Source organism: Streptomyces sp. NPDC091376 (genome assembly GCF_044757085.1).
Classification (GTDB): Bacteria; Actinomycetota; Actinomycetes; order Streptomycetales; family Streptomycetaceae; genus Streptomyces; species Streptomyces pratisoli.
In genome coordinates this window covers 38,158-59,160 of sequence record NZ_JBIVUF010000016.1, presented here as the reverse complement: position 1 = coordinate 59,160, position 21,003 = coordinate 38,158, and the positions used below count along the sequence as shown (strand labels likewise).

Sequence of the window (21,003 nt, the reverse complement as noted above, 5' to 3'; positions counted from 1 at the left end):
CTTCATGACCAGGTCGTTTCTCTTTCTGCTCGGCAGCAGCCGCACCGGCGGCAACACCGAGGCGCTGGCGCGGCTCGCCGCCGAGCAGCTCCCGGCCGGGGCCGGGCAGCGCTGGCTGCGCCTCGACGGCCTCCCGCTCCCCGACTTCGAGGACCTGCGCCACGAGGGCGACGGCCGCTACCCCGCACCGGCCGGGCACGCGGCCACACTGCTGGACGCGACGCTGGAGGCGACCGACCTCGTCCTCGCCTCCCCGCTGTACTGGTACTCCCTCTCCACCACGACCAAGCGGTATCTGGACCACTGGTCGGGCTGGATGCGGGCGCCGGGGCTCGACTTCCGGCCACGGATGGCGGGACGCACGCTGTGGGGCGTGACGGCGCTCGCGGGCGCGCCGGGTGACGCGGACCCGCTGGTGGGTACGTTGCGGCACACCGCGAGGTACATGCGGATGGAGTTCGGCGGGGTGCTGCTGGGCAATGGCACACGACCGGGCGACGTGGCAGGGGACGACGAGGCGGCTCAGCGGGCGAAGACGTTCTTCACGCCGTGACGCCGGCCTCCGCCGGGTCGTGGTTCACGCCGTGATGTCCTTCGAGGTGAACCGCGCCCACGCCGCCGAGCCGAACACCGCCACGTAGGCACCCTGGAGGCCCAGGTTCCGCAACACGTCGTCCCAGTACACGGGTTCCCGCAGCGCGTCGGCGAAGGACAGCCAGTGGTGCGGGAACAGATACGGGTGCACCGCGTCGAGCTGCGGGATCGAGTCCAGGATCTGCACCGTGATCACGAGCCCGACGGTCGTCGCCATGGCGGCGACCCCGCTGCCCGTGAGCGTCGAGACGAACAGCCCGAGCGCCGCGATCCCCGTCAGCGACGCGGCCACCAGCACCGCGACCAGCAGCGCGCGAAGCAGTCCGTCCGTGAAGGAGATCCGCGTCCCGGAGATGGTGGTGACGTCGCCGAGCGGAAAGAGCAGAGCCCCGGCGGCCAGGGCCGAGGCGGCCACGGCGAGTGTCGCCGTCAGGCAGAAGGCCAGTGTGGCGGCGTACTTGGCGAGCAGCAGACGGGTCCGGCCGGCCGGGGCGACGAGCAGATAGCGCAGCGTTCCGCTGTTCGTCTCGCCGGCGACCGCGTCCCCCGCGACCACGCCGACCGCCATGGGCAGGAACACCGGCAGGGTCGCGGCGAGCGCGGCGAAGACGAGGAACAGGCCGTTGCCGGTGATCTGGGTGAAGAAGGCGGGACCCTGACCGCCGCCGCCCGCCGAACCGCCGTCGCGAGTCTCGATCCTGATGGCGACGCCGATGAGTACGGGTACGGCGGCGAGCACGCCGAGCAGCGCGAGGGTGCGCCAGCGGCGGAAGGTCGTGACCAGCTCGGAGCGGAAGAGCCCGAGGGACCAGAGGAGTCGGGGTGTGCCGGCGGCGGACGTGCCGATCCCCGTCGTCCCGGCACCGGAATCCGTGGCTGCCGGACCCGCTTCCGTCGCCCCGGCCTCCTTCGCCGCGGTCTCCTTCGCCCCGGCCTCCGTCGCCGCGGTCTCCTTCGCCCCGGCGCCGGGATCCGTGCGCGCATCAGCCCGCGACATCGAAACCCTCCCCCGTCAGCGCAACGAACGCGTCCTCCAGGGAAGCCCGTTCCTGGCCGAAGGCCCGGACCCGGACACCCGCACGCACCAGGGCAGCGTTGATGTCCGCCAGTTCGGCATCGGCGGGCACCTCGCCCGTCACCCGGTCCTCGGTCACGGCGAGGTCGGTGATTCCGTGCTCCTTCAGCACCCTGGCGGCGTCGGCGGGGTCGGGTCCGGTGACGCAGAGGCGGCCCCGGGTCCGCGCCGCGAGCTCGCCGACGGTGCCCTGCGCGATCAGGGCGCCCCGGTTCATCACCGCGGCGTGGGTGCACACCTGCTCGATCTCGTCGAGGAGATGGGACGAGAGGAAGACGGTCGTGCCGTCCGCCGCGAGTTCCCTGATCAGCGTGCGGATCTCCCGCATGCCCTGCGGATCGAGCCCGTTCGTCGGCTCGTCCAGCACGAGCAGGCTCCGCGGCTGGAGCAGCGCGGCCGCGAGCCCGAGCCGCTGCTTCATGCCGAGCGAGTACGTCTTCGCCTTGCGCGCCGCGGCCGCGCCGAGCCCCACCCGGTCGAGCGCGCCGGCGACCCGGGCGCGGCGGGTGCGGGGGTCGGCGGAAGGATCCGCCGAGTCGTACCGCACGAGATTGTCCCGGCCGCTCAGGTACCCGTACAGCGCGGGCCCCTCGATCAGCGCTCCCACCCTGGGCAGGACGGCGCGGGAGGCGCGGGGCATGGGGGCGCCGAGGACGGTGGCGGTGCCGGAGGTGGGCGCGAGGAGCCCCAGCAGCAGACGGATCGTGGTGGTCTTCCCGGATCCGTTCGGCCCGAGGAACCCGAAGACGCTCCCGGCGGGCACCCGGAGATCGAGCCGGTCGACGGCCGGATGCCCGCCCCGGTACCGCTTGGTGAGCCCGCGCGTCTCGATGACGGCGGCGGCGTCGGTCATCCGTCCCCCTTCGTACGCCCGGGTGCGGGGTGCCCCGTAGGCCACCCCGCACCCGGCTCGAACCCGAAACCGACCCGGCGGCCGGATCGCCCGGCCACCCGGTCACTTCGCCGCTACTTCGCCGCGTTGGCCGCCTTGACCAGCGCGTCCTTGGTGACGGCACCCACGTAGACCTTGCCGTCGTCCGTCATGAGGGCGTTGACCAGACGGGTCTTGAAGACCGTACCGGTGCCGAAGTCGCCCTTGACCTGGTCACCGAGCGCGTCCAGGAACTTCTGGGCCTCCGGCGGGGTGTCACCGGACTTCGGAGCGGTGAGGCCCTCGCCGCCCGGGACGGTGAGTTCGGCGATGGCGGTCCAGCCCTCACCGATGACGTTCACCCCCTGGGAGCCGTCCACGCCCTCCAGGCCCAGGCCTTCGAGGCCCTTGAAGCCCTTCAGCCCCTCGGGGTGCCCGGTGGCGCCCTTCTCCCGTCCCTCCAGCTCGTCCGCCTCGGTGACCTTCGCGCCCTTCGGCGGGGTGAAGTCGAACGCCGAGGCGTCGGGCTTCGAGAAGTCGACCTTGGTGAAGCCCGCGTCGACCACGGCCTTGCCCCCGCTGCTCGGCAGCAGCGTGAACTTCAGCGGCACGCCCTTCTCGGCGTCCACCGCGATGCGTACGGAGCCGATGGTCGAGCCGCTCTGCTTGGGCTTGATGAGCAGCTGGTAGGCGTCGCGGCCGGCGATCCGGGCCGTGCCGTCGACGGTCACCGAGGTCGTGTCGTCCACGGCCTTCAGCGCCTCTTCGGCGAAGTCCTTCGGGGTGCTCGGCAGCTCGCCCGGGGCCGCGTGCTCCTCGTCGGCGCCCTTGCCCGCGGGCTTGTCCGCGTCCTTTCCGTGGAAGACCTCGTTGGACTTGCTGTCGTACGCCCAGACGTCGTTCCCGTTGTGGATGACGCTGTACTCAGCGGCGTCGTTCAGGATCGACAGCTTCTGCCGGTCCGGACCGTCGGCCGCCACCCGCAGCGTGTGCGTGCCGGACGCCAGTTCCATCAGCTTGGCGTCGGGCGACGCGGCGGAGCCGCCTTCGCCGCCGTCCTCGCCCTTCGGCGCGAAGCTGCTCGCGGCGTCCCCCGCGAGCCCGCCCAGCGACGGAAGGCCCAGGTCGGTGCTGATCTTGACCGTACCGGACAGCTGCTCGACGTCCGACGCGGCCATCTTCTCGATGAGTTGCTGTGCGGTGACCTCCGGCAGATCGGGGTCGCCGGACGCGGCGAGCGCCGGGACGAGCCCGATGGTCGCCGCGGCAACCCCCGCCACCGCGACGGGGACCGCGTACCGCGCCGCCTTGCGGCGGACGGCGGAGCGCTCCCCGGCCTCCTCGGTGGTCCGTGCGTTGTCGTTCGGTGCCATGGTGTGCCCTACCTCCGTGATCGGCGGCGTCGTCCGTCCAGTGCACGAGTCCACCCCGCGCCGCCATTCTCACCCGTATCGGTCAGGTTGGTGAGGAGTGGTTGTCTCCATCTGACCAAATCGGCCGGTACGAAGCGTCAGCCCCCGGGATCAACTCCGCGTACTGCTCCGGTATGACCCGAGGGCCTGTCCCGTCCCCCGTCCATTAGGGGTCACGACGGCGGAAGTCGCACGATCGGGGTCGCGGGTGAAGGTGCGGGTCGTGCGAAGGAGGTCACGCGGCACCGGTAGGCGTCACGCTGTACCGGTAGGCGTCACGCGCTAACGGCAGCCGTCGCACGATCAGCCGTCGGAGGTACCAGGTACCAGGCAGCGGGCAGCGGGCGCGACACCGTGAGCCGCGCGGGTCGCCTCAGGCGGCGCGGTGGACCACCGCGTCGCACAGCTCCACCAGCGCGGCCTTCGCCCAGCACTCGGGCAGCGGCGCCAGCATGGCCCGTGCCTCCTCCGCGTACCGCACGGTGTCCCGCCTGGCCTGCTCCAGCGCGGGGTGGACCCGCAGCCTGGCCAGCGCCTCCGCGTGCCGGGTGTCGTCCGTCAGATCACCCGCGAGGAGCTCGACCAGCTCCAGGTCCTCCGGCCGGCCGTGCACGGCGGCCTGCTCGCGCAGCCGGAGCACCGGCAGGGTGGGGATGCCCTCGCGCAGATCGGTGCCGGGGGTCTTGCCGGACTCGTGCGAGTCGGAAGCGATGTCGAGGACGTCGTCGGCGAGCTGGAAGGCGACCCCGAGCCGCTCCCCGTACTGGGTGAGAACGTCCGTGAGGTGCTCGTCCGCGCCGGACATCATCGCGCCGAAACGGCACGAGACGGCGACCAGCGAGCCGGTCTTGCCCGCGAGCACGTCGAGGTAGTGGTCGACGGGGTCGCGCCCGTCGCGCGGGCCCGCGGTCTCCAGGATCTGGCCGGTGACCAGCCGCTCGAAGGCCTCGGCCTGGATGCGGACGGCCTCGGGACCCAGATCGGCCAGGACGTGCGAGGCACGGGCGAACAGGAAGTCACCGGTCAGGACGGCCAGCGAGTTTCCCCAGCGGGCGTTGGCGCTGGCCACCCCGCGGCGCACCTCGGCCTCGTCCATCACGTCGTCGTGGTACAGCGTCGCCAGGTGCGTCAGCTCGACGACGACGGCCGAGGGCACGACGCCCGGCGCGTACGGGTCACCGAACTGTGCCGCCAGCATCACCAGCAGCGGCCGGAAGCGCTTCCCGCCCGCGCGGACGAGGTGCTGCGCCGCTTCCGTGATGAAGGGCACCTCGCTCTTGGTGGCATCGAGCAGCCCCGCCTCGACAGCCGCCAACCCGGTCTGGACATCGGCCTCAAGAGCCTGGTCCCGCACGCTCAGCCCGAACGGCCCGACGACGGTCACGAGAGGTACTCCTGTCTGCTGACGATCACACGGATTGTCGATGTGTCGCTGCCTTCACTCAAGTCAGCGTATCCGGTCGCCGTTCGATCACCATGGGCGCCTTCCCGCCACCCCCGGTATGTTCTTGATCAGCTCATACGACCGGGAGTGAGAGTTTTGTCCGGAACCACGATCGAACACGAAGGGAACGGCGAACGGCCGTCCGGCGAAGTCGATCGTGCGTCGTTCGGCCGGCCGGGCGTACCCGGCGTACGCGCCGTCCGGGCCCGCTGAGGTCCCGCCATGAAGATCCGTACCGCGTACCCGTACGAGACCCGCCACCAGGACCTGCGCATCCCGGTGCCCGACGGCGCGGGAGGCACCACCCTGCTCCACGCCCGCGTGTGGCGGCCGGTCACCGACGAGCCCGTGCCGGCGCTGCTCGAATACCTCCCCCACCGGCTGAGCGACGGGACCGCACCCCGCGACTCCCAGCGTCACCCCTGGTACGCGGGCCACGGCTACGTCTCCGTACGGGTCGACGCGCGCGGCCACGGGAACAGCGGAGGCCTGCCGGCCGACGCCTGCCCGGCCATCGGCACCGCCGACGCGGCCACCGTCGTCGAATGGCTCGCCGGACAGACGTGGTGCACCGGACGGGTCGGCATGTTCGGGGTCGGCTCGGGCGGGACCGCCGCGCTCCGGATCGCTGCACTCGCGCCCGAGCCGCTCAAGGCCGTCGTCACGGTCTGCTCCACCGACGACCCGTACGACGACGACGGCCACTACCTGGGCGGCTCGGTCGCGGCCTGCGCGACGCACTCCTCGGCCGCGGCCATGCTCGCCCGCACCGCCCGGCCGCCCGATCCGCTGTTCGCGGGCGACGAGTGGCGCAGGATGTGGCTGGAACGGCTGGAGGCGATGGAACCCCTCGTCCACACCTGGCTGGCCCACCAGACCCGCGACGACTACTGGAAGGGTGGCAGCGTCCGCGAGGACTACGGCGCCGTCCGGGCCGCCGTCCTCGCGGTGGGCGGTTGGCACGACCCGAGCCGGGACACCGTCCTGCGGCTCGTCGAGCACCTCGACCCGGCGCGCGTACGCGGGATCATCGGCCCCTGGCCGCGGGGATACCCGGACGAGGAGCGACCGCCGGCCCCCGCGATCGGTTTCCTCCAGGAGACGCTGCGCTGGTGGGACCACTGGCTCAGGGACACGGACACGGACCCGGGCGTGATGGCCGGGCCGCTGCTGCGCTCCTGGATCACCGGGCCGCATCCCCCCGCGACGGTCTACGAGGAGCTGCCCGGCCGCTGGGCGGGCGAGACCGCATGGCCCTCGCCGCGCGTCACCCATGTGGCCTATCCCTTCCAGGGGCCGCCGCAGATCGTCGACTCCCCGCAGCACACCGGACTCGACGCCGGCCGCTTCACCCCCCGCGGCAGTGACGCCGATCTGCCGCCCGACCAGCGCGACGAGGACGCGAAGTCGGCGAGCTTCGAGTTCACGGTGACGGAACCACTGGAGGTCCTCGGACGGCCACGGGTGACCCTCCGGCTGCGCATGGACGTCCCCTTCGGGCAGGCCGTGGCACGGCTGTGCGACGTGGCCCCCGACGGCTCGTCGACGCTCCTCACCCATGGCGTCCTCGATCTCTCGGCCCGGGCCGGTCGCGACCACGCCGACGCCTGGCCGGCCGGCTCGGCCGTGGACGTCACCTTCGAGCTGGCCGGCACCGGCCACACCTTCGCGCCCGGCCACCGCATCCGGCTCGCCGTCTCCTCCGCGTACTGGCCCTGGATCTGGCCCCGGGCGGACTCCGCGGGCTTCACCCTCGACCCTGCGGGCTCCGTCCTCGAACTCCCCGTCCACGCCGTCACCGGGTCCGGCACCACGGAAGCCGACGCGGCCGTCGCCTTCGAGGCCCCCGAGCACGCCGAGCCGCTCGGCGTCGTCATTCCTGTCACGCTCGACCCACCCCGTCCCGGACGGCTGATCGTCCGGGACGTCGCCGAGGGCGAATGGCGCCTGGAGGTCGTCCCGGAGAACGGCGGCACCCGTGTCCACCCGGACGGTCTCGAGCACACCGAGCAGTCGGTGGAGACGTACACGATCCGGGAGAACGACCCGCTGTCCGCCCGCACCCGCTCCGACTGGCGCATCCGGCACCACCGCCCCGACCTCGCCTGGGACGTGACGATCGAGACCCGGTCCGAAATCGCCTGCGACACGGGCCACTTCCTCACCTCGGACGAGGTGGTGTGCCGGCACGGACAGGAAGTCGTCTTCCACCGCACCTGGGAGAAGCGGATCCCGAGGACGGCGGGCTAGGTGTATTGATCACGAGCGTTGTTGACGCGAACGGGGGCCCGGCCGGAGGGAATCCGGGCTCCGCCCGCGACCCCGGTCGGGCGCCGCTGTGCCGGTGCCCCGGCCCCACGTAACGTGTCCCCCACACACGTGGAAAGCGAGGCAAGCACCGATGCCCGAGCAGAGCCCGCTCGATCTGGCCGAGGGCGATCCCTTCGGCCCGCACAACCTTCCGTACGGCGTGTTCACCACGGCGGACGAGCCGGACCGGCGGCGGCTCGGCGTCCGCATCGGTGACCACGTGCTCGACGCGGGGGCCGCGGCGCACACCCTCGGCTCCCCGTACGCCGCGCTGCTCGCGCAGCCGGATCTGGGCCCGCTGCTCGCGGCCGGGCGCACGGCCTGGCGGGACGTGCGCCGCGCGCTCACCGCGTGGGTGACGGTGCCGGCCCACCGTCAGGACATCGAGCCGCTGCTGCACCCGCTGGGCGCGGTCACCCTGCACCTTCCGTACGAGGTCGCCGACTACGTCGACTTCTACTCCAGCGAGCACCACGCCACCAACGTCGGGCACATCTTCCGTCCCGACGGCGAGCCGCTCACGCCCAACTGGAAGCACCTGCCGATCGGTTACCACGGCCGTTCCGGAACGGTCGTCGTCTCCGGCACCGACGTCATCCGCCCCTCCGGGCAGCGGAAGGCCCCCGCCGACCCGGCGCCCGTCTTCGGCCCCTCCGTCAAGCTCGACATCGAGGCGGAGGTCGGATTCGTCGTCGGCACGCCCTCCGCACTGGGCCGGCCCGTCCCGCTGAACGGCTTCCGCGACCACGTCTTCGGGCTGCAGCTGCTCAACGACTGGTCCGCGCGCGACATCCAGGCCTGGGAGTACGTGCCGCTCGGCCCGTTCCTCGGCAAGTCGTTCGCCACCTCGGTCTCCGCGTGGGTCACCCCGCTGGAGGCCCTGGACGCCGCACGCGTCTCCCCGCCCGCCCGGGACGTCGATCCGCTCTCCTACCTGGACGACTCCGCCGACGAGGAACCCGGCGGCTTCGACCTCCGCATCTCCGTCGCGATCAACGGACAGACCGTGTCCGAGCCGCCGTTCGCCACCATGTACTGGACGGCCGCCCAGCAGCTCACGCACATGACCGTCAACGGCGCTTCCCTGCGCACCGGAGACCTGTACGGCTCCGGCACGGTCAGCGGCCCCGAGGTCCACCAGCGCGGCTCGCTCCTCGAACTCACCTGGAACGGCCGCGATCCGCTGGAACTGCCGTACGGGAAGCGGACCTTCCTGGAGGACGACGACGAGGTCACCATCACCGCGTGGGCCCCCGGCCCGGACGGTGTGAAGGTCGGACTCGGCGAGGTCACGGGCCGTGTCGTTCCCGCCGTCCCCTTCGGCGACGAGTGAGTGCGGCAGGACGGATCGGACGAAGGGCCTGTGAGGGCCGCGGGCCGGCCGGAGCCAGGACCGCCGTGAGCGTGCGGCGACCGGTGGCAGATCCTCCCGGCACGACCGCGTAACGCGGTTCAGAGCCGCCCTCCCGGAGCACGGGAGTGGCGCGACTCTGCCGCAGCACGAACGGCGGGCACGCGTCGGCATGGTCCGACGCATGCCCGCCGACGAGCCTTGCGGAGCGCTGCACGCGCTCGGCGACACGGACGCCGATGTCCGCATGCGGCCGTCCTCGCACTGCCGCGTCACGACGGAGTCGAGGCCCGTGCCGCGCTCGTCGGCACGGCCGCGGACGATCCCGGGGCCGGCGTACGGGCCTACGCGGCCCGCGGCGTCACCAGCGCTCGGCCAGTCTGAGCACCAGGTGCACCGACGCGGCCACCAGCACGAGGAGGACCCAGACCGCGACCCACGGCTTGCGCCGCTTCGCCAGGTGCTTGGCCGCGGCGGTGATCTCGAAGGCCGCTCCGGTCAGTCCGAACAGGCCGATGACCGCCCCGGTCCAGTAGGCCCAGCCGTGCTCGCCGACGTACCTCAGCAGCAGGAGGGCCGGGAGGAGCAGCACCGTCGGCCAGGTGTCGGCGCTGCTCGCGGCCCGTCGCTGCTCGGCCTGCGCCGCTGATGCCCCCATGGTGTCCCCCCCACGTACATGATCAAGGTCCTGCGCCCTGGAGGACGTCGGGCGGCGGCCGTGGGTTGCCCGGGCGCCGGGGCCGATCCGGCCGGCCGCTCAGCGGTCGTCGTCCGCCGTCCGCTCGCCCTCGGCCTGGGACGGGGTCGTCCTCGGGGTTTCGGGGTGCTGTTCCTCGGTCGACTCGGTGTCCTCGCCCTCGGCCTGCGAGGGGGTGGTGTACTCGGGGTACTGGTACTGGTTCTGGTACTGGTCGATCATGACGGCTCTCCTTTGACCTGCCAGCCCTCCCGCTGTCGAGCGTAGTCCTCTTCCGGCGGCCCGGCGCAGCCGAAGGCCCGGCCCTCCGTCGGGAGGAGCCGGGCCTTCGGGATGATCACGCCCCGGGGCTACCGGACGAACACGCTCGCCTGCCCGGCGAGATCCAGGAAGTACTGCGGCGCCACACCGAGGACCAGCGTGACGGCGACGCCGACCGCGATCGTCGTCATGGTGAGCGGCGACGGCACGGCCACCGTCGGCCCCTCGGGCGTCGGCTCGCTGAAGAACATCAGCACGATGACCCGGATGTAGAAGAACGCGGCGATCGCGGACGAGATCACACCGACCACGACCAGCGCTCCGGCGCCGCCCTCCGCCGCCGCCCGGAAGACGGCGAACTTGCCGGAGAAGCCGGACGTCAGCGGAATGCCGGCGAAGGCCAGCAGGAACACCGCGAAGACGGCGGCCACCAGGGGCGAACGCCGCCCGAGCCCCGCCCACTTGGACAGATGCGTGGCCTCGCCGCCCGCGTCCCGGACCAGTGTGACGACGGCGAACGCGCCGATCGTCACGAAGGAGTACGCGGCCAGGTAGAAGAGCACGGACGAGACGCCGGTGGGGGTCACCGCGATGACACCGGCGAGGATGAACCCGGCGTGCGCGATGGACGAGTACGCGAGGAGCCGCTTGATGTCGGTCTGGGTGATCGCGACGATCGCACCGCCGAGCATGGTGACGATCGCGATGGCCCACATGACCGGCCGCCAGTCCCAGCGCAGGCCGGGCAGCACCACGTACAGCAGCCGGAGCAGCGCACCGAACGCGGCGACCTTGGTGGCCGCCGCCATGAAGCCGGTGACCGGGGTCGGCGCACCCTGGTAGACGTCCGGGGTCCACATGTGGAACGGCACGGCGCCGACCTTGAAGAGCAGCCCCATCAGGATCAGCGCGCCGCCGATGAGCAGCAGCGCGTCGTTGCCCATCGTGCCGGCGAGGGCCGGGTCGATCGTCTTGACCGTGCCGTCGACGACGTCGGCGATCCGGGCGTACGAGACGGAGCCCGCGTAGCCGTACAGCATGGCGATGCCGAACAGCAGGAACGCGGAGGAGAACGAGCCGAGCAGGAAGTACTTGACCGCGGCCTCCTGCGACATGAGCCGCTTGCGGCGGGCCAGGGCGCACAGGAGGTACAGCGGCAGGGAGAAGACTTCGAGGGCGACGAACAGCGTCAACAGGTCGTTGGCCGCCGGGAAGACGAGCATGCCGGCGACGGCGAAGAGCGCCAGCGGGAACACCTCGGTGGTGGTGAACCCGGCCTTGACCGCGGCCTTTTCGCTGTCGCTGCCCGGCACGGACCCGGCCTGAGCGGCGAAGGAGTCGATGCGGTTGCCGTGGGTGGCGGGGTCGAGCCGGCGCTCGGCGAAGGTGAAGATCGCGACGAGCGAGGCCAGCAGGATCGTGCCCTGCAGGAACAGCGCGGGCCCGTCGACCGCGATGGCGCCCATCGCGGCGATGTGCGCCTTGGTCGTGCCGTATCCGCCGGCGGCGAGGCCGACCACCGCGGCGAACGCGGCAGCCAGCGCGACGACGGCGAGGAACACCTGGGTGTAGTGGCGGCTTCGACGCGGGACGAAGGCCTCGACCAGGACACCGAGGACCGCCGCGCCGACCACGATCAGGGTGGGCGCGAGCTGGGCGTACTCGATGTGCGGGGCCGGGATCTTGTCCAGCGGCTGGGCTGCCGTTGTCCACAGGCTGTGGACAGCTGTCGTGCTCACTTGGCCGCCTCCACCTCGGGCTGGGGGTCCTTCTTCTGGACGTCGGACATGGTGTGCTCGACCGCCGGGTTCACGATGTCCGTCAGCGGCTTCGGATAGACGCCGAGGAAGATCAGCAACGCGATCAGCGGCGTGATCACCACCAGTTCACGCAGGCGCAGATCCGGCAGGGTCCGCACCTCCTCCTTCACCGGGCCCGTCATCGTCCGCTGGTAGAGCACCAGCGTGTAGAGCGCGGCGAGCACGATGCCGAAGGTCGCGATGATCCCGACCACCGGATAGCGCGCGAACGTCCCGACCAGGACCAGGAATTCGCTGACGAACGGCGCGAGTCCCGGCAGCGACAGCGTCGCGAGCCCGCCGATGAGGAACGTGCCGGCGAGCACCGGGGCGACCTTCTGCACTCCGCCGTAGTCGGCGATGAGCCGCGAGCCGCGCCGCGAGATCAGGAAGCCGGCCACCAGCATCAGCGCGGCCGTCGAGATCCCGTGGTTGACCATGTAGAGCGTGGCGCCGGACTGGCCCTGGCTGGTCATCGCGAAGATGCCCATCACGATGAAGCCGAAGTGCGAGATCGACGCGTAGGCGACCAGGCGCTTGATGTCGCGCTGGCCGACGGCGAGCAGGGCACCGTAGACGATGCTGATCAGCGCCAGGGCCAGGATCACCGGTGTCGCCCACTCCGACGCCTCCGGGAACAGCCCGAGGCAGAAGCGGAGCATCGCGAAGGTGCCGACCTTGTCGACGACGGCCGTGATCAGCACCGCGACCGGAGCGGTCGATTCACCCATGGCGTTGGGCAGCCAGGTGTGCAGCGGCCACAGCGGCGCCTTCACCGCGAAAGCGAAGAAGAAGCCGAGGAACAGCAGCCGTTCGGTGTTCGTCGCCATGTCGAGCGTACCGTTGGCGCGGGCCTCGGCGATCTCCGTGAGCGAGAAGTTGCCCGCCACGACATAGAGCCCGATCACCGCGGCCAGCATGATCAGGCCGCCGGCCAGGTTGTACAGCAGGAACTTCACGGCGGCGTAGGACCGCTGGGCCGCCGCGTTCTCGTCGCTGCCCGCGTGGGCGCGGTCCCCGAAGCCGCCGATGAGGAAGTACATCGGGATGAGCATGGCTTCGAAGAGGATGTAGAAGAGGAAGACGTCGGTGGCCTCGAAGGAGAGGATCACCATCGCCTCGACCGAGAGGATCAGGGCGAAGAAGCCCTGTGTCGGCCGCCAGCGCTTGCTCTTCGTCTCCAGCGGATCGGCGTCGTGCCAGCCGGCCAGGATGATGAACGGGATCAGTACGGCGGTCAGGGCGATCAGCGCCACCGCGATCCCGTCGACGCCCAGCTCGTACCGCACCCCGAAGTCCTTGATCCAGGCATGGGATTCGGTGAGCTGATAGCGGGCCCCGCCGGGCTCGAACCGTACGGCCACGACCGCCGCCAGCACCAGCGTGCCGAGCGAGACCAGCAGCGCCAGCCACTTGGCGGCGGCACGCCGGCCGGCCGGCACGGCCGCGGTGGCGATCGCACCGAGCGCCGGGAGCGCCGCCGTCGCGGTGAGGAGTGGGAACGACATCGGGTTACACCGCCCTCATCAGCAGGGTCGCGGCGATCAGCACAGCCGTACCTCCGAACATCGTGACCGCGTAGGTGCGGGCGTAGCCGTTCTGCAGCTTGCGGAGCCGGCCGGAGAGGCCACCGATCGAGGCCGCGGTGCCGTTGACGACCCCGTCGACCAGGCTGTGGTCCACGTACACGAGCGAGCGGGTGAGGTGCTCGCCGCCGCGGACCAGGACGACGTGGTTGAAGTCGTCCTGGAGGAGGTCCCGGCGGGCCGCCCTGGTGAGCAGCGAGCCGCGCGGGGCGGTGGCGGGCACCGGACGCCGTCCGTACTGGAGGTAGGCGAGGGCGACGCCGAGGACCATCACGGCGACCGTGGAGAGGGTGACCGTGGAGGCGCTGAGCGGTGAGTGGCCGTGGTCGAAGCTGGTGACCGGCTCCAGCCACTTCACGAACGCCTCGTGCCAGGAGAACAGCCCGCCGGCGAAGACCGAGCCGAAGGCGAGCACGATCATCGGCGCCGTCATCGTCTTCGGGGACTCGTGCGGATGCGGCAGGTCACCCTTCTCGTCGGGCTGCCAGCGCTTCTCGCCGAAGAAGGTCATCAGCATCACGCGTGTCATGTAGAACGCGGTGATGGCCGCGCCCAGCAGGGCCGCGCCACCGAGGATCCAGCCCTCCGTGCCGCCCTTGGCGAAGGCCGCCTCGATGATCTTGTCCTTGGAGAAGAAGCCGGACAGGCCGGGGAAGCCGATGATCGCGAGATAGCCGAGACCGAAGGTGACGAAGGTGATCGGCATGAACTTCCACAGACCCCCGTACCTCCTCATGTCCACCTCGTCGTTCATGCCGTGCATGACCGAACCGGCACCGAGGAACAGCCCGGCCTTGAAGAAGCCGTGCGTCACGAGATGCATGATCGCGAAGGCGTATCCGATGGGGCCGAGGCCGGCCGCCAGGATCATGTAGCCGATCTGCGACATCGTCGAACCGGCCAGTGCCTTCTTGATGTCGTCCTTCGCGCAACCGACGATCGCACCGAAGAGGAGCGTGACCGCGCCGACCGTCACGACCGCGAGCTGTGCGTCCGGAGCGGCGTTGAAGATCGCCCCGGAGCGGGTGATGAGGTAGACGCCGGCGGTGACCATGGTCGCCGCGTGGATCAGGGCCGAGACCGGGGTCGGGCCCTCCATCGCGTCCCCGAGCCAGGACTGCAGCGGCACCTGGGCGGACTTGCCGCAGGCGGCGAGCAGCAGGAGCAGGCCGAGGGCGGTCAGCGTGCCCTCGGACGTCTTCCCCGTGGACTCCAGCACCGGCCCGAAGGCGAAGGTCCCGAAGGTGGTGAACATCAGCATGATCGCGATCGACAGGCCCATGTCGCCGACCCGGTTGACCAGGAAGGCCTTCTTCGCGGCCGTCGCCGCGCTGGGCTTGTGCTGCCAGAAGCCGATGAGCAGGTACGACGCGAGGCCGACGCCCTCCCAGCCGACGTACAGCAGCAGATAGTTGTCGGCGAGGACCAGCAGGAGCATCGCCGCGAGGAAGAGGTTGAGATAGCCGAAGAAGCGGCGGCGGCGCTCGTCGTGCTCCATGTACCCCACGGAGTACAGATGGATGAGCGAGCCGACGCCGGTGATCAGGAGGACGAAGGTCATCGACAGCTGGTCGAGCTGGAAGGCGACGTCCGCCTGGAAGCCCTCGACCGGGATCCAGCTGAACAGATGCTGGGTGAGCGTCCGTTCGTCACCGGGCCTGCCGAGCATGTCGGCGAAGAGCACGACGCCGATGACGAAGGAGACGGCGGCGAGCGCGGTGCCGATCCAGTGGCCCGTGCGGTCGAGGCGGCGCCCGCCGCACAGCAGCACCGCCGCTCCCAGCAGGGGCGCCGCGATCAGCAGCGCGATCAGGTTCTCTGCGTTGTCCACGAGTCTGCGACCCCTTACAGCTTCATCAGGCTGGCGTCGTCGACCGAGGCCGAGTGGCGGGAACGGAACAGCGACACGATGATCGCGAGCCCGACCACGACCTCGGCGGCGGCGACGACCATCGTGAAGAACGCGATGATCTGGCCGTCGAGATTGCCGTGCATCCGGGAGAAGGCGACGAGCGCGAGGTTGCAGGCATTGAGCATCAGCTCGATGCACATGAAGACCACGATCGCGTTCCGCCTGATCAGTACGCCCACCGCGCCGATGGTGAACAACAGGGCGGCGAGATAGAGATAGTTGACGGGATTCACCGCTTGGCCTCCTGTCCGTCGCGCCGGCCGTCCCGGTCGTGCTCGTCCCGGTCGTGCTCGTCCCGGCCGTTCTCGTCCCGGCCGGACTCCTCGCGGGCCCGTCCCAGGCGCTCCTCGGAGCGCCGCTCCAGCGCCTTGAGGTCGTTCAGCGCCTCACTGGAGACGTCGCGGATCTGACCGCGGGCGCGCAGCGTCTTGTTGACGGTGAGCTCGGACGGCGTGCCGTCCGGGAGCAGACCCGCGATGTCCACCGCGTTGTGCCGGGCGTACACCCCGGGCGCGGGCAGCGGCGGCAGGTGCTTGCCCTCGCGCACCCGCTGCTCGGCCAGCTCGCGCTGGGTCCTGGCGCGCTCGGTGCGCTCCCGGTGGGTGAGGACCATCGCACCGACGGCCGCCGAGATGAGCAGCGCGCCGGTGATCTCGAAGGCGAAGACGTACTTGGTGAAGATCAGCGCCGCGAGGCCCTCGACATTGCCGCCCGCGTTGGCCCGGCCGAGTCCGATGAAGGAGGCGGAACTCAGGGAGGCATGGCCGATTCCGGCGATCAGCAGGACGCCGAAGCCGAGTCCGCACAGGGCGGCCCACCAGCGCTGTCCCTTCAGCGTCTCCTTGAGGGAGTCCGCCGCCGTCACACCGACGAGCATGACGACGAAGAGGAACAGCATCATGATCGCGCCGGTGTAGACGACGATCTGGACGACGCCCAGGAAGTACGCCCCGTTGGCGAGGTAGAAGATCGCCAGGATGATCATGGTCGCGGCGAGGCACAGCGCGCTGTGCACGGCCCGCTTCATCAGGATCGTGCAGAGTGCGCCGATGACGGCGACGGTGCCGAGCACCCAGAACTGGACGGCCTCACCGGTGGAGGCCGCGGCGGCCAGCGCGCTCATGCGTCGACCTCCTGCTCGTCCGGCTTCTCTCCCTTGGAGGTGGCGACCTGGCGCTCCGTGCCGGGCGCGGCCTCGGTGACCAGCCCCCGGTAGTAGTCCTGCTCGTCCATCCCCGGGTAGATCGCGTGCGGGCTGTCGACCATGCCCGTCTCCAGGCCCGCGAGGAGCTGCTCCTTGGTGTAGATCAGATTCTCGCGGGAGCTGTCGGCCAGCTCGAACTCGTTGGTCATCGTCAGCGCCCGGGTCGGGCAGGCCTCGATGCACAGGCCGCACAGGATGCAGCGGGCGTAGTTGATCTGGTACACCCGCCCGTAGCGCTCGCCCGGCGAGTAGCGCTCCTCGTCGGTGTTGTCCGCGCCTTCCACATAGATGGCGTCCGCCGGACAGGCCCAGGCGCACAACTCGCAGCCGACGCACTTCTCCAGCCCGTCCGGATGCCGGTTGAGCTGGTGCCGGCCGTGGAAGCGCGGCGCCGTCGTCTTCTGCTGCTCCGGATACTGCTCCGTCAGCCGCTTCTTGAACATGGCCTTGAAGGTCACGCCGAAGCCGGCGACCGGGTTCTGGAACCCGCTCTCGGAGTCCTTGGACTGCTCAGGCACCGTCAGCCTCCTTTCCCTCACGAGGACCGTCACTCTGAGTATCGGGGCCGCCACTGACAATCAGCTCGCGGTCGTGGCGCGGCCGCCTGCGTGGCACCGGCGGTAGTTGCTGCCCGGGCAGCGGGGGTACCGGGAAGCCGCCCGCCATCGGGTCGAAGCCGGCGGGCGCCGCCCCCTGCTCCGACTCCTCCTCGGCCCGTTCCCTCTTGCCCCGGAACAGGTCGGCGACGAAGGACAGCAGCAGCACGGCGAGGACCGCCCCGCCGACGTACAGCACGATCTGCGAGAAGTCCTGTCCCTCGTTGCGCAGCGCCCGGACGGTCGCGACGAGCATCAGCCAGACGACCGAGACCGGGATGAGCACCTTCCAGCCGAGCTTCATCAGCTGGTCGTAGCGGACGCGTGGGAGCGTGCCGCGCAGCCAGATGAAGAAGAACAGCAGCAGCTGCACCTTGATGACGAACCAGAGCATCGGCCACCAGCCGTGGTTCGCGCCCTCCCAGAAGGTGCTGATCGGCCACGGGGCCCGCCAGCCGCCCAGGAAGAGAGTGACGGAGACCGCCGAGACGGTGACCATGTTGACGTACTCGGCGAGCATGAACAGCGCGAACTTGATCGACGAGTACTCGGTGTTGAAGCCGCCGACGAGGTCGCCCTCGGACTCCGGCATGTCGAACGGAGCCCGGTTGGTCTCACCGATCATCGTCACGATGTAGATGAGGAACGAGACCGGCAGCAGCAGGACGTACCAGCGGTCCGCCTGCGCCTCGACGATCGTCGAGGTCGACATCGATCCCGAGTAGAGGAAGACCGAGGCGAAGGCCGCGCCCATCGCGATCTCGTACGAGATCATCTGCGCACAGGACCGCAGTCCGCCGAGCAGCGGGTAGGTCGAACCGGACGACCAGCCCGCCAGCACGATGCCGTAGATGCCGACCGAGGCGACCGCGAGGATGTAGAGCATCGCGATCGGCAGGTCGGTGAGCTGCATCGTGGTCCGCTGGCCGAAGATCGAGATCTCGTTGCCCGCCGGGCCGAACGGGATGACGGCGATCGCCATGAAGGCCGGGATCGCCGCGATGATCGGCGCGAGGACGTAGACCACCTTGTCCGCGCGCTTGACGATCACGTCCTCCTTGAGCATCAGCTTGACGCCGTCCGCGAGGGACTGGAGGAGGCCCCACGGACCGTGCCGGTTGGGGCCGATGCGCAGCTGCATCCAGGCGACGACCTTGCGCTCCCACACGATGGAGAACAGCACGGTCAGCATCAGGAAGGCGAAGCAGAAGACCGCCTTGATGACGACGATCCACCAGACGTCCCGCCCGAACAGCGAGAGGTCCTCCGCCGCGAGCAGGGTCGGGTCGAGGAGTGGCGGGTTCACGCGCGCACCTCCGGTACGTCGTCGGCGGGCCTCGGCGCCGCCGGGCCGATACGGACGAGCCGGCCGGGCGTCACACCCGTGTCGCTCAGCACGCCTGCGCCCGTGGAGTTGAGCGGGAGCCAGACCACCCGGTCGGGCATCTCGGTCACCTGGAGCGGGAGTTGCACGGAACCCGAGGGTCCGCTGACGGAGAGGACATCGCCGTCCTTCACCCCGGTCTCGGCCGCGGTGGCGGCGGAGAGCCGGGCGACCGCGGCGTGCCGGGTGCCCGCCAACGCCTCGTCGCCCTCCTGGAGCAGCCCCTGGTCCAGCAGGAGCCGGTGGCCCGCCAGGACCGCCTCGCCCTCACCGGGGAGGGGCAGCGGCCGGCCGGACTCGGCGGGCTCGGTGGCCCGCGGTCCGTCCCACACCCCGAGCCGGTCCAGCTCCCGCCGCACCGACTGCAGGTCGGGCAGGGCCAGATGGACGTCCAGGGCGTCGGCCAGCATGTGCAGCACCCGCGCGTCGGTCGGCGCGAGCGTGCGCGTCATCTGGTCCGGCTTCAGCGCGGCCTCGAAGAGCCGCGCCCTGCCCTCCCAGTTGAGGAACGTGCCGGCCTTCTCGGCGACGGCCGCGACCGGGAAGACCACGTCGGCCCGCTCGGTGACCTCGCTGGGCCGCAGCTCCAGCGAGACGAGGAAGCCGACCGCGTCGAACGCCTCGCGCGCACGTTCCGGGTGCGGAAGATCGGCGGCCTCGACACCGGCGACGACCAGGGCGGCCAGTTCGCCGTTGGCCGCGGCCTCGACGATCTGGCCGGTGTCCCGGCCGTAGCGGTGCGGGAGTTCGCGGACGCCCCAGGCCGCCGCGGTCTCCTCACGGGCCCGCGGATCGGTGGCGGGGCGGCCGCCGGGCAGCAGCGACGGGACGGCGCCCGCCTCGATCGCACCGCGTTCACCGGCCCGGCGCGGGATCCACACCAGCTGGGCGCCGGTCGCGGCCGCGGCTCGTACGACCGCGGTCAGGGCGCCCGGCACTCCGGCCAGCCGCTCACCGACCACGATCACGGCGCCCTCGGCCCGCAGCGCCTCGGCGGCCGTGGCACCGTCCCCTTCGAGTCCGGTGCCGGAGGCCAGGGCGTTCAGCCACTCGGTCTCGGTGCCGGGGGCGGCGGGCAGCAGGACGCCGCCGGCCTTCGTCAGACCACGGGTGGCGTGCGTGGCGAGGGCGTAGGTCCGCAGGCCGTGCCTGCGCGCGGCCTTGCGCAGCCGCAGGAAGACGCCGGGGGCCTCCTCCTCCGACTCGAAGCCCACGAGCAGCACCGCCGGAGCGGCCTCCAGGGAGGTGTACGTGACCCCCTCCCGGTCCAGGTCCCGGCCGTGGCCGGCGACCCTGGCGGCCAGGAAGTCGGCCTCCTCCGAGGAGTGGACCCGGGCCCGGAAGTCGATGTCGTTGGTGTCGAGGGCGATCCGGGCGAACTTGGCGTACGCGTAGGCGTCCTCGACCGTGAGCCGGCCGCCGGTGAGCACCGCCGCCCGGCCGCGTGCCGCCGTGAGCCCGGCGGCCGCGGCCTCCAGGGCCTCCGGCCAGCTCGCCGGCTCCAGCCGACCGGTCTCCTTGTCACGTACGAGCGGAGTGGTGAGCCGGTCGCGCTGCTGGGCGTAGCGGAAGGCGAACCGCCCCTTGTCGCAGATCCACTCCTCGTTGACCTCGGGGTCGTCGGCGGCGAGCCGCCGCATGACCTTGCCGCGCCGGTGGTCGGTGCGGGTGGCGCAGCCGCCCGCGCAGTGCTCGCAGACGGACGGCGACGAGACGAGGTCGAAGGGCCGGGAGCGGAACCGGTACGCGGCGGAGGTCAGCGCGCCGACCGGGCAGATCTGGATGGTGTTCCCGGAGAAGTACGACTCGAAGGGGTCGCCCTCGCCGGTGCCGACCTGCTGGAGCGCGCCGCGTTCCAGCAGCTCGATCATCGGGTCGCCCGCGACCTGGTTGGAGAAGCGGGTGCAGCGCGCGCAGAGCACGCATCGCTCGCGGTCGAGCAGCACCTGGGTGGAGATGCCGACCGGCTTCTCGTACGTCCGCTTCCTGCCCTCGAAGCGGGACTCGGCCTGGCCGTGCGACATGGCCTGGTTCTGCAGCGGGCACTCGCCGCCCTTGTCGCAGACCGGGCAGTCCAGCGGGTGGTTGATGAGCAGCAGCTCCATCACGCCCTTCTGCGCCTTCTCGGCGACGGGCGAGGTGAGCTGTGACCTGACGACCATGCCGTCGGTGCAGGTGATGGTGCAGGAGGCCATCGGCTTGCGCTGGCCCTCGACCTCGACGATGCACTGCCGGCAGGCGCCGACCGGGTCGAGGAGGGGGTGGTCGCAGAACCGGGGGATCTCGATGCCGAGCTGCTCGGCGGCACGGATGACCAGGGTGCCCTTGGGCACGGAGATCTCGACGCCGTCGATGGTCAGCGAGACGAGGTCCTCGGGCGGGACGGCGGCGGCGCCGCCTCCGGCGGAGGCCGGGGTGGTCACGGTCACGACCGCACCTCCGTCCGTGCCGCGGGCCGGTCCACGGCGGAGCCGCGGCCGGGGTTCGGCGCATGGGCCACAGTCATG

Annotated in this window: 17 protein-coding genes; 3 read left to right on the top strand and 14 right to left on the bottom strand. The window is 71.2% G+C overall.

Annotation, left to right across the window (positions count from 1 at the left end):
• Positions 1 to 4: 4 nt before the first annotated feature.
• Positions 5 to 553, top strand: a complete 549-nt coding sequence (locus tag ACIQMR_RS29085; RefSeq protein WP_401393385.1) for a flavodoxin family protein — start codon at positions 5 to 7, stop codon at positions 551 to 553.
• Positions 554 to 577: 24 nt separating this feature from the next.
• Here the strand turns inward: ACIQMR_RS29085 and ACIQMR_RS29080 are convergent, their stop codons facing one another.
• The 4 genes from ACIQMR_RS29080 to ACIQMR_RS29065 all read right to left on the bottom strand — a co-directional run bounded on the left by ACIQMR_RS29080 (position 578) and on the right by ACIQMR_RS29065 (position 5,336).
• The gene (locus ACIQMR_RS29080) at positions 578 to 1,591 is read right to left on the bottom strand and encodes an ABC transporter permease (protein WP_401393382.1); all 1,014 of its coding nucleotides are present in this window, start codon (positions 1,589 to 1,591) and stop codon (positions 578 to 580) included.
• Positions 1,578 to 2,522 carry an ATP-binding cassette domain-containing protein gene (locus tag ACIQMR_RS29075; RefSeq protein ID WP_401393379.1) on the bottom strand — a complete coding sequence of 315 codons (945 nt, stop codon included), beginning with the start codon at positions 2,520 to 2,522 and terminating at the stop codon, positions 1,578 to 1,580. The genes ACIQMR_RS29080 and ACIQMR_RS29075 overlap by 14 nt, the downstream gene beginning before the upstream one ends.
• Positions 2,523 to 2,635: 113 nt before the next feature.
• On the bottom strand, positions 2,636 to 3,913 hold the full coding sequence (locus ACIQMR_RS29070; protein WP_401393377.1) for an outer membrane lipoprotein carrier protein LolA: 1,278 nt from the start codon (positions 3,911 to 3,913) through the stop codon (positions 2,636 to 2,638).
• A 412-nt stretch (positions 3,914 to 4,325) separates the two neighbouring features.
• On the bottom strand, positions 4,326 to 5,336 hold the full coding sequence (locus ACIQMR_RS29065; protein WP_401393375.1) for a polyprenyl synthetase family protein: 1,011 nt from the start codon (positions 5,334 to 5,336) through the stop codon (positions 4,326 to 4,328).
• A 282-nt stretch (positions 5,337 to 5,618) separates the two neighbouring features.
• Here ACIQMR_RS29065 and ACIQMR_RS29060 point away from each other — a divergent pair, with 282 nt between their 5' ends.
• Both ACIQMR_RS29060 and fahA read left to right on the top strand, forming a co-directional pair.
• Entirely contained in the window at positions 5,619 to 7,646 is a 2,028-nt protein-coding gene (locus ACIQMR_RS29060) for a CocE/NonD family hydrolase (protein ID WP_401393372.1), read from the top strand.
• Positions 7,647 to 7,797: 151 nt separating this feature from the next.
• On the top strand, positions 7,798 to 9,039 hold the full coding sequence (gene fahA, locus ACIQMR_RS29055; RefSeq protein ID WP_401393369.1) for a fumarylacetoacetase: 1,242 nt from the start codon (positions 7,798 to 7,800) through the stop codon (positions 9,037 to 9,039).
• Between the two features lie 379 nt (positions 9,040 to 9,418).
• On the opposite strand, the gene ACIQMR_RS29050 is transcribed toward fahA, so the two are convergent.
• From ACIQMR_RS29050 to ACIQMR_RS29005, 10 genes are all read right to left on the bottom strand, one after another.
• Entirely contained in the window at positions 9,419 to 9,715 is a 297-nt protein-coding gene (locus ACIQMR_RS29050; RefSeq protein ID WP_401393366.1) for a hypothetical protein, read from the bottom strand.
• Positions 9,716 to 9,814: 99 nt separating this feature from the next.
• Positions 9,815 to 9,976: a hypothetical protein gene (locus ACIQMR_RS29045; RefSeq protein WP_401393364.1), complete on the bottom strand. Its 162-nt coding sequence runs from the start codon at positions 9,974 to 9,976 to the stop codon at positions 9,815 to 9,817.
• 128 nt (positions 9,977 to 10,104) lie between these two features.
• On the bottom strand, positions 10,105 to 11,754 hold the full coding sequence (gene nuoN, locus ACIQMR_RS29040; RefSeq protein ID WP_401393362.1) for an NADH-quinone oxidoreductase subunit NuoN: 1,650 nt from the start codon (positions 11,752 to 11,754) through the stop codon (positions 10,105 to 10,107).
• A complete protein-coding gene (locus ACIQMR_RS29035; RefSeq protein ID WP_401393359.1) occupies positions 11,751 to 13,322 on the bottom strand; it encodes an NADH-quinone oxidoreductase subunit M in 1,572 nt (523 codons plus the stop codon). Before ACIQMR_RS29035 ends, nuoN begins: the two co-directional genes overlap by 4 nt.
• Positions 13,323 to 13,326: 4 nt before the next feature.
• Positions 13,327 to 15,231, bottom strand: a complete 1,905-nt coding sequence (gene nuoL / locus ACIQMR_RS29030; RefSeq protein ID WP_401393356.1) for an NADH-quinone oxidoreductase subunit L — start codon at positions 15,229 to 15,231, stop codon at positions 13,327 to 13,329.
• Between the two features lie 14 nt (positions 15,232 to 15,245).
• Entirely contained in the window at positions 15,246 to 15,545 is a 300-nt protein-coding gene (gene nuoK, locus ACIQMR_RS29025; RefSeq protein ID WP_266381381.1) for an NADH-quinone oxidoreductase subunit NuoK, read from the bottom strand.
• On the bottom strand, positions 15,542 to 16,435 hold the full coding sequence (locus ACIQMR_RS29020) for an NADH-quinone oxidoreductase subunit J (protein ID WP_401393353.1): 894 nt from the start codon (positions 16,433 to 16,435) through the stop codon (positions 15,542 to 15,544). The genes nuoK and ACIQMR_RS29020 overlap by 4 nt, the downstream gene beginning before the upstream one ends.
• Entirely contained in the window at positions 16,432 to 17,034 is a 603-nt protein-coding gene (nuoI, locus tag ACIQMR_RS29015) for an NADH-quinone oxidoreductase subunit NuoI (protein ID WP_401393350.1), read from the bottom strand. The genes ACIQMR_RS29020 and nuoI overlap by 4 nt, the downstream gene beginning before the upstream one ends.
• Positions 17,027 to 18,418, bottom strand: coding sequence for an NADH-quinone oxidoreductase subunit NuoH (nuoH, locus tag ACIQMR_RS29010; protein ID WP_401393347.1), 1,392 nt, complete (start codon positions 18,416 to 18,418; stop codon positions 17,027 to 17,029). The genes nuoI and nuoH overlap by 8 nt, the downstream gene beginning before the upstream one ends.
• The gene (locus ACIQMR_RS29005) at positions 18,415 to 20,925 is read right to left on the bottom strand and encodes an NADH-quinone oxidoreductase subunit G (protein ID WP_401393344.1); all 2,511 of its coding nucleotides are present in this window, start codon (positions 20,923 to 20,925) and stop codon (positions 18,415 to 18,417) included. Before ACIQMR_RS29005 ends, nuoH begins: the two co-directional genes overlap by 4 nt.
• Positions 20,926 to 21,003 lie beyond the last annotated feature (78 nt).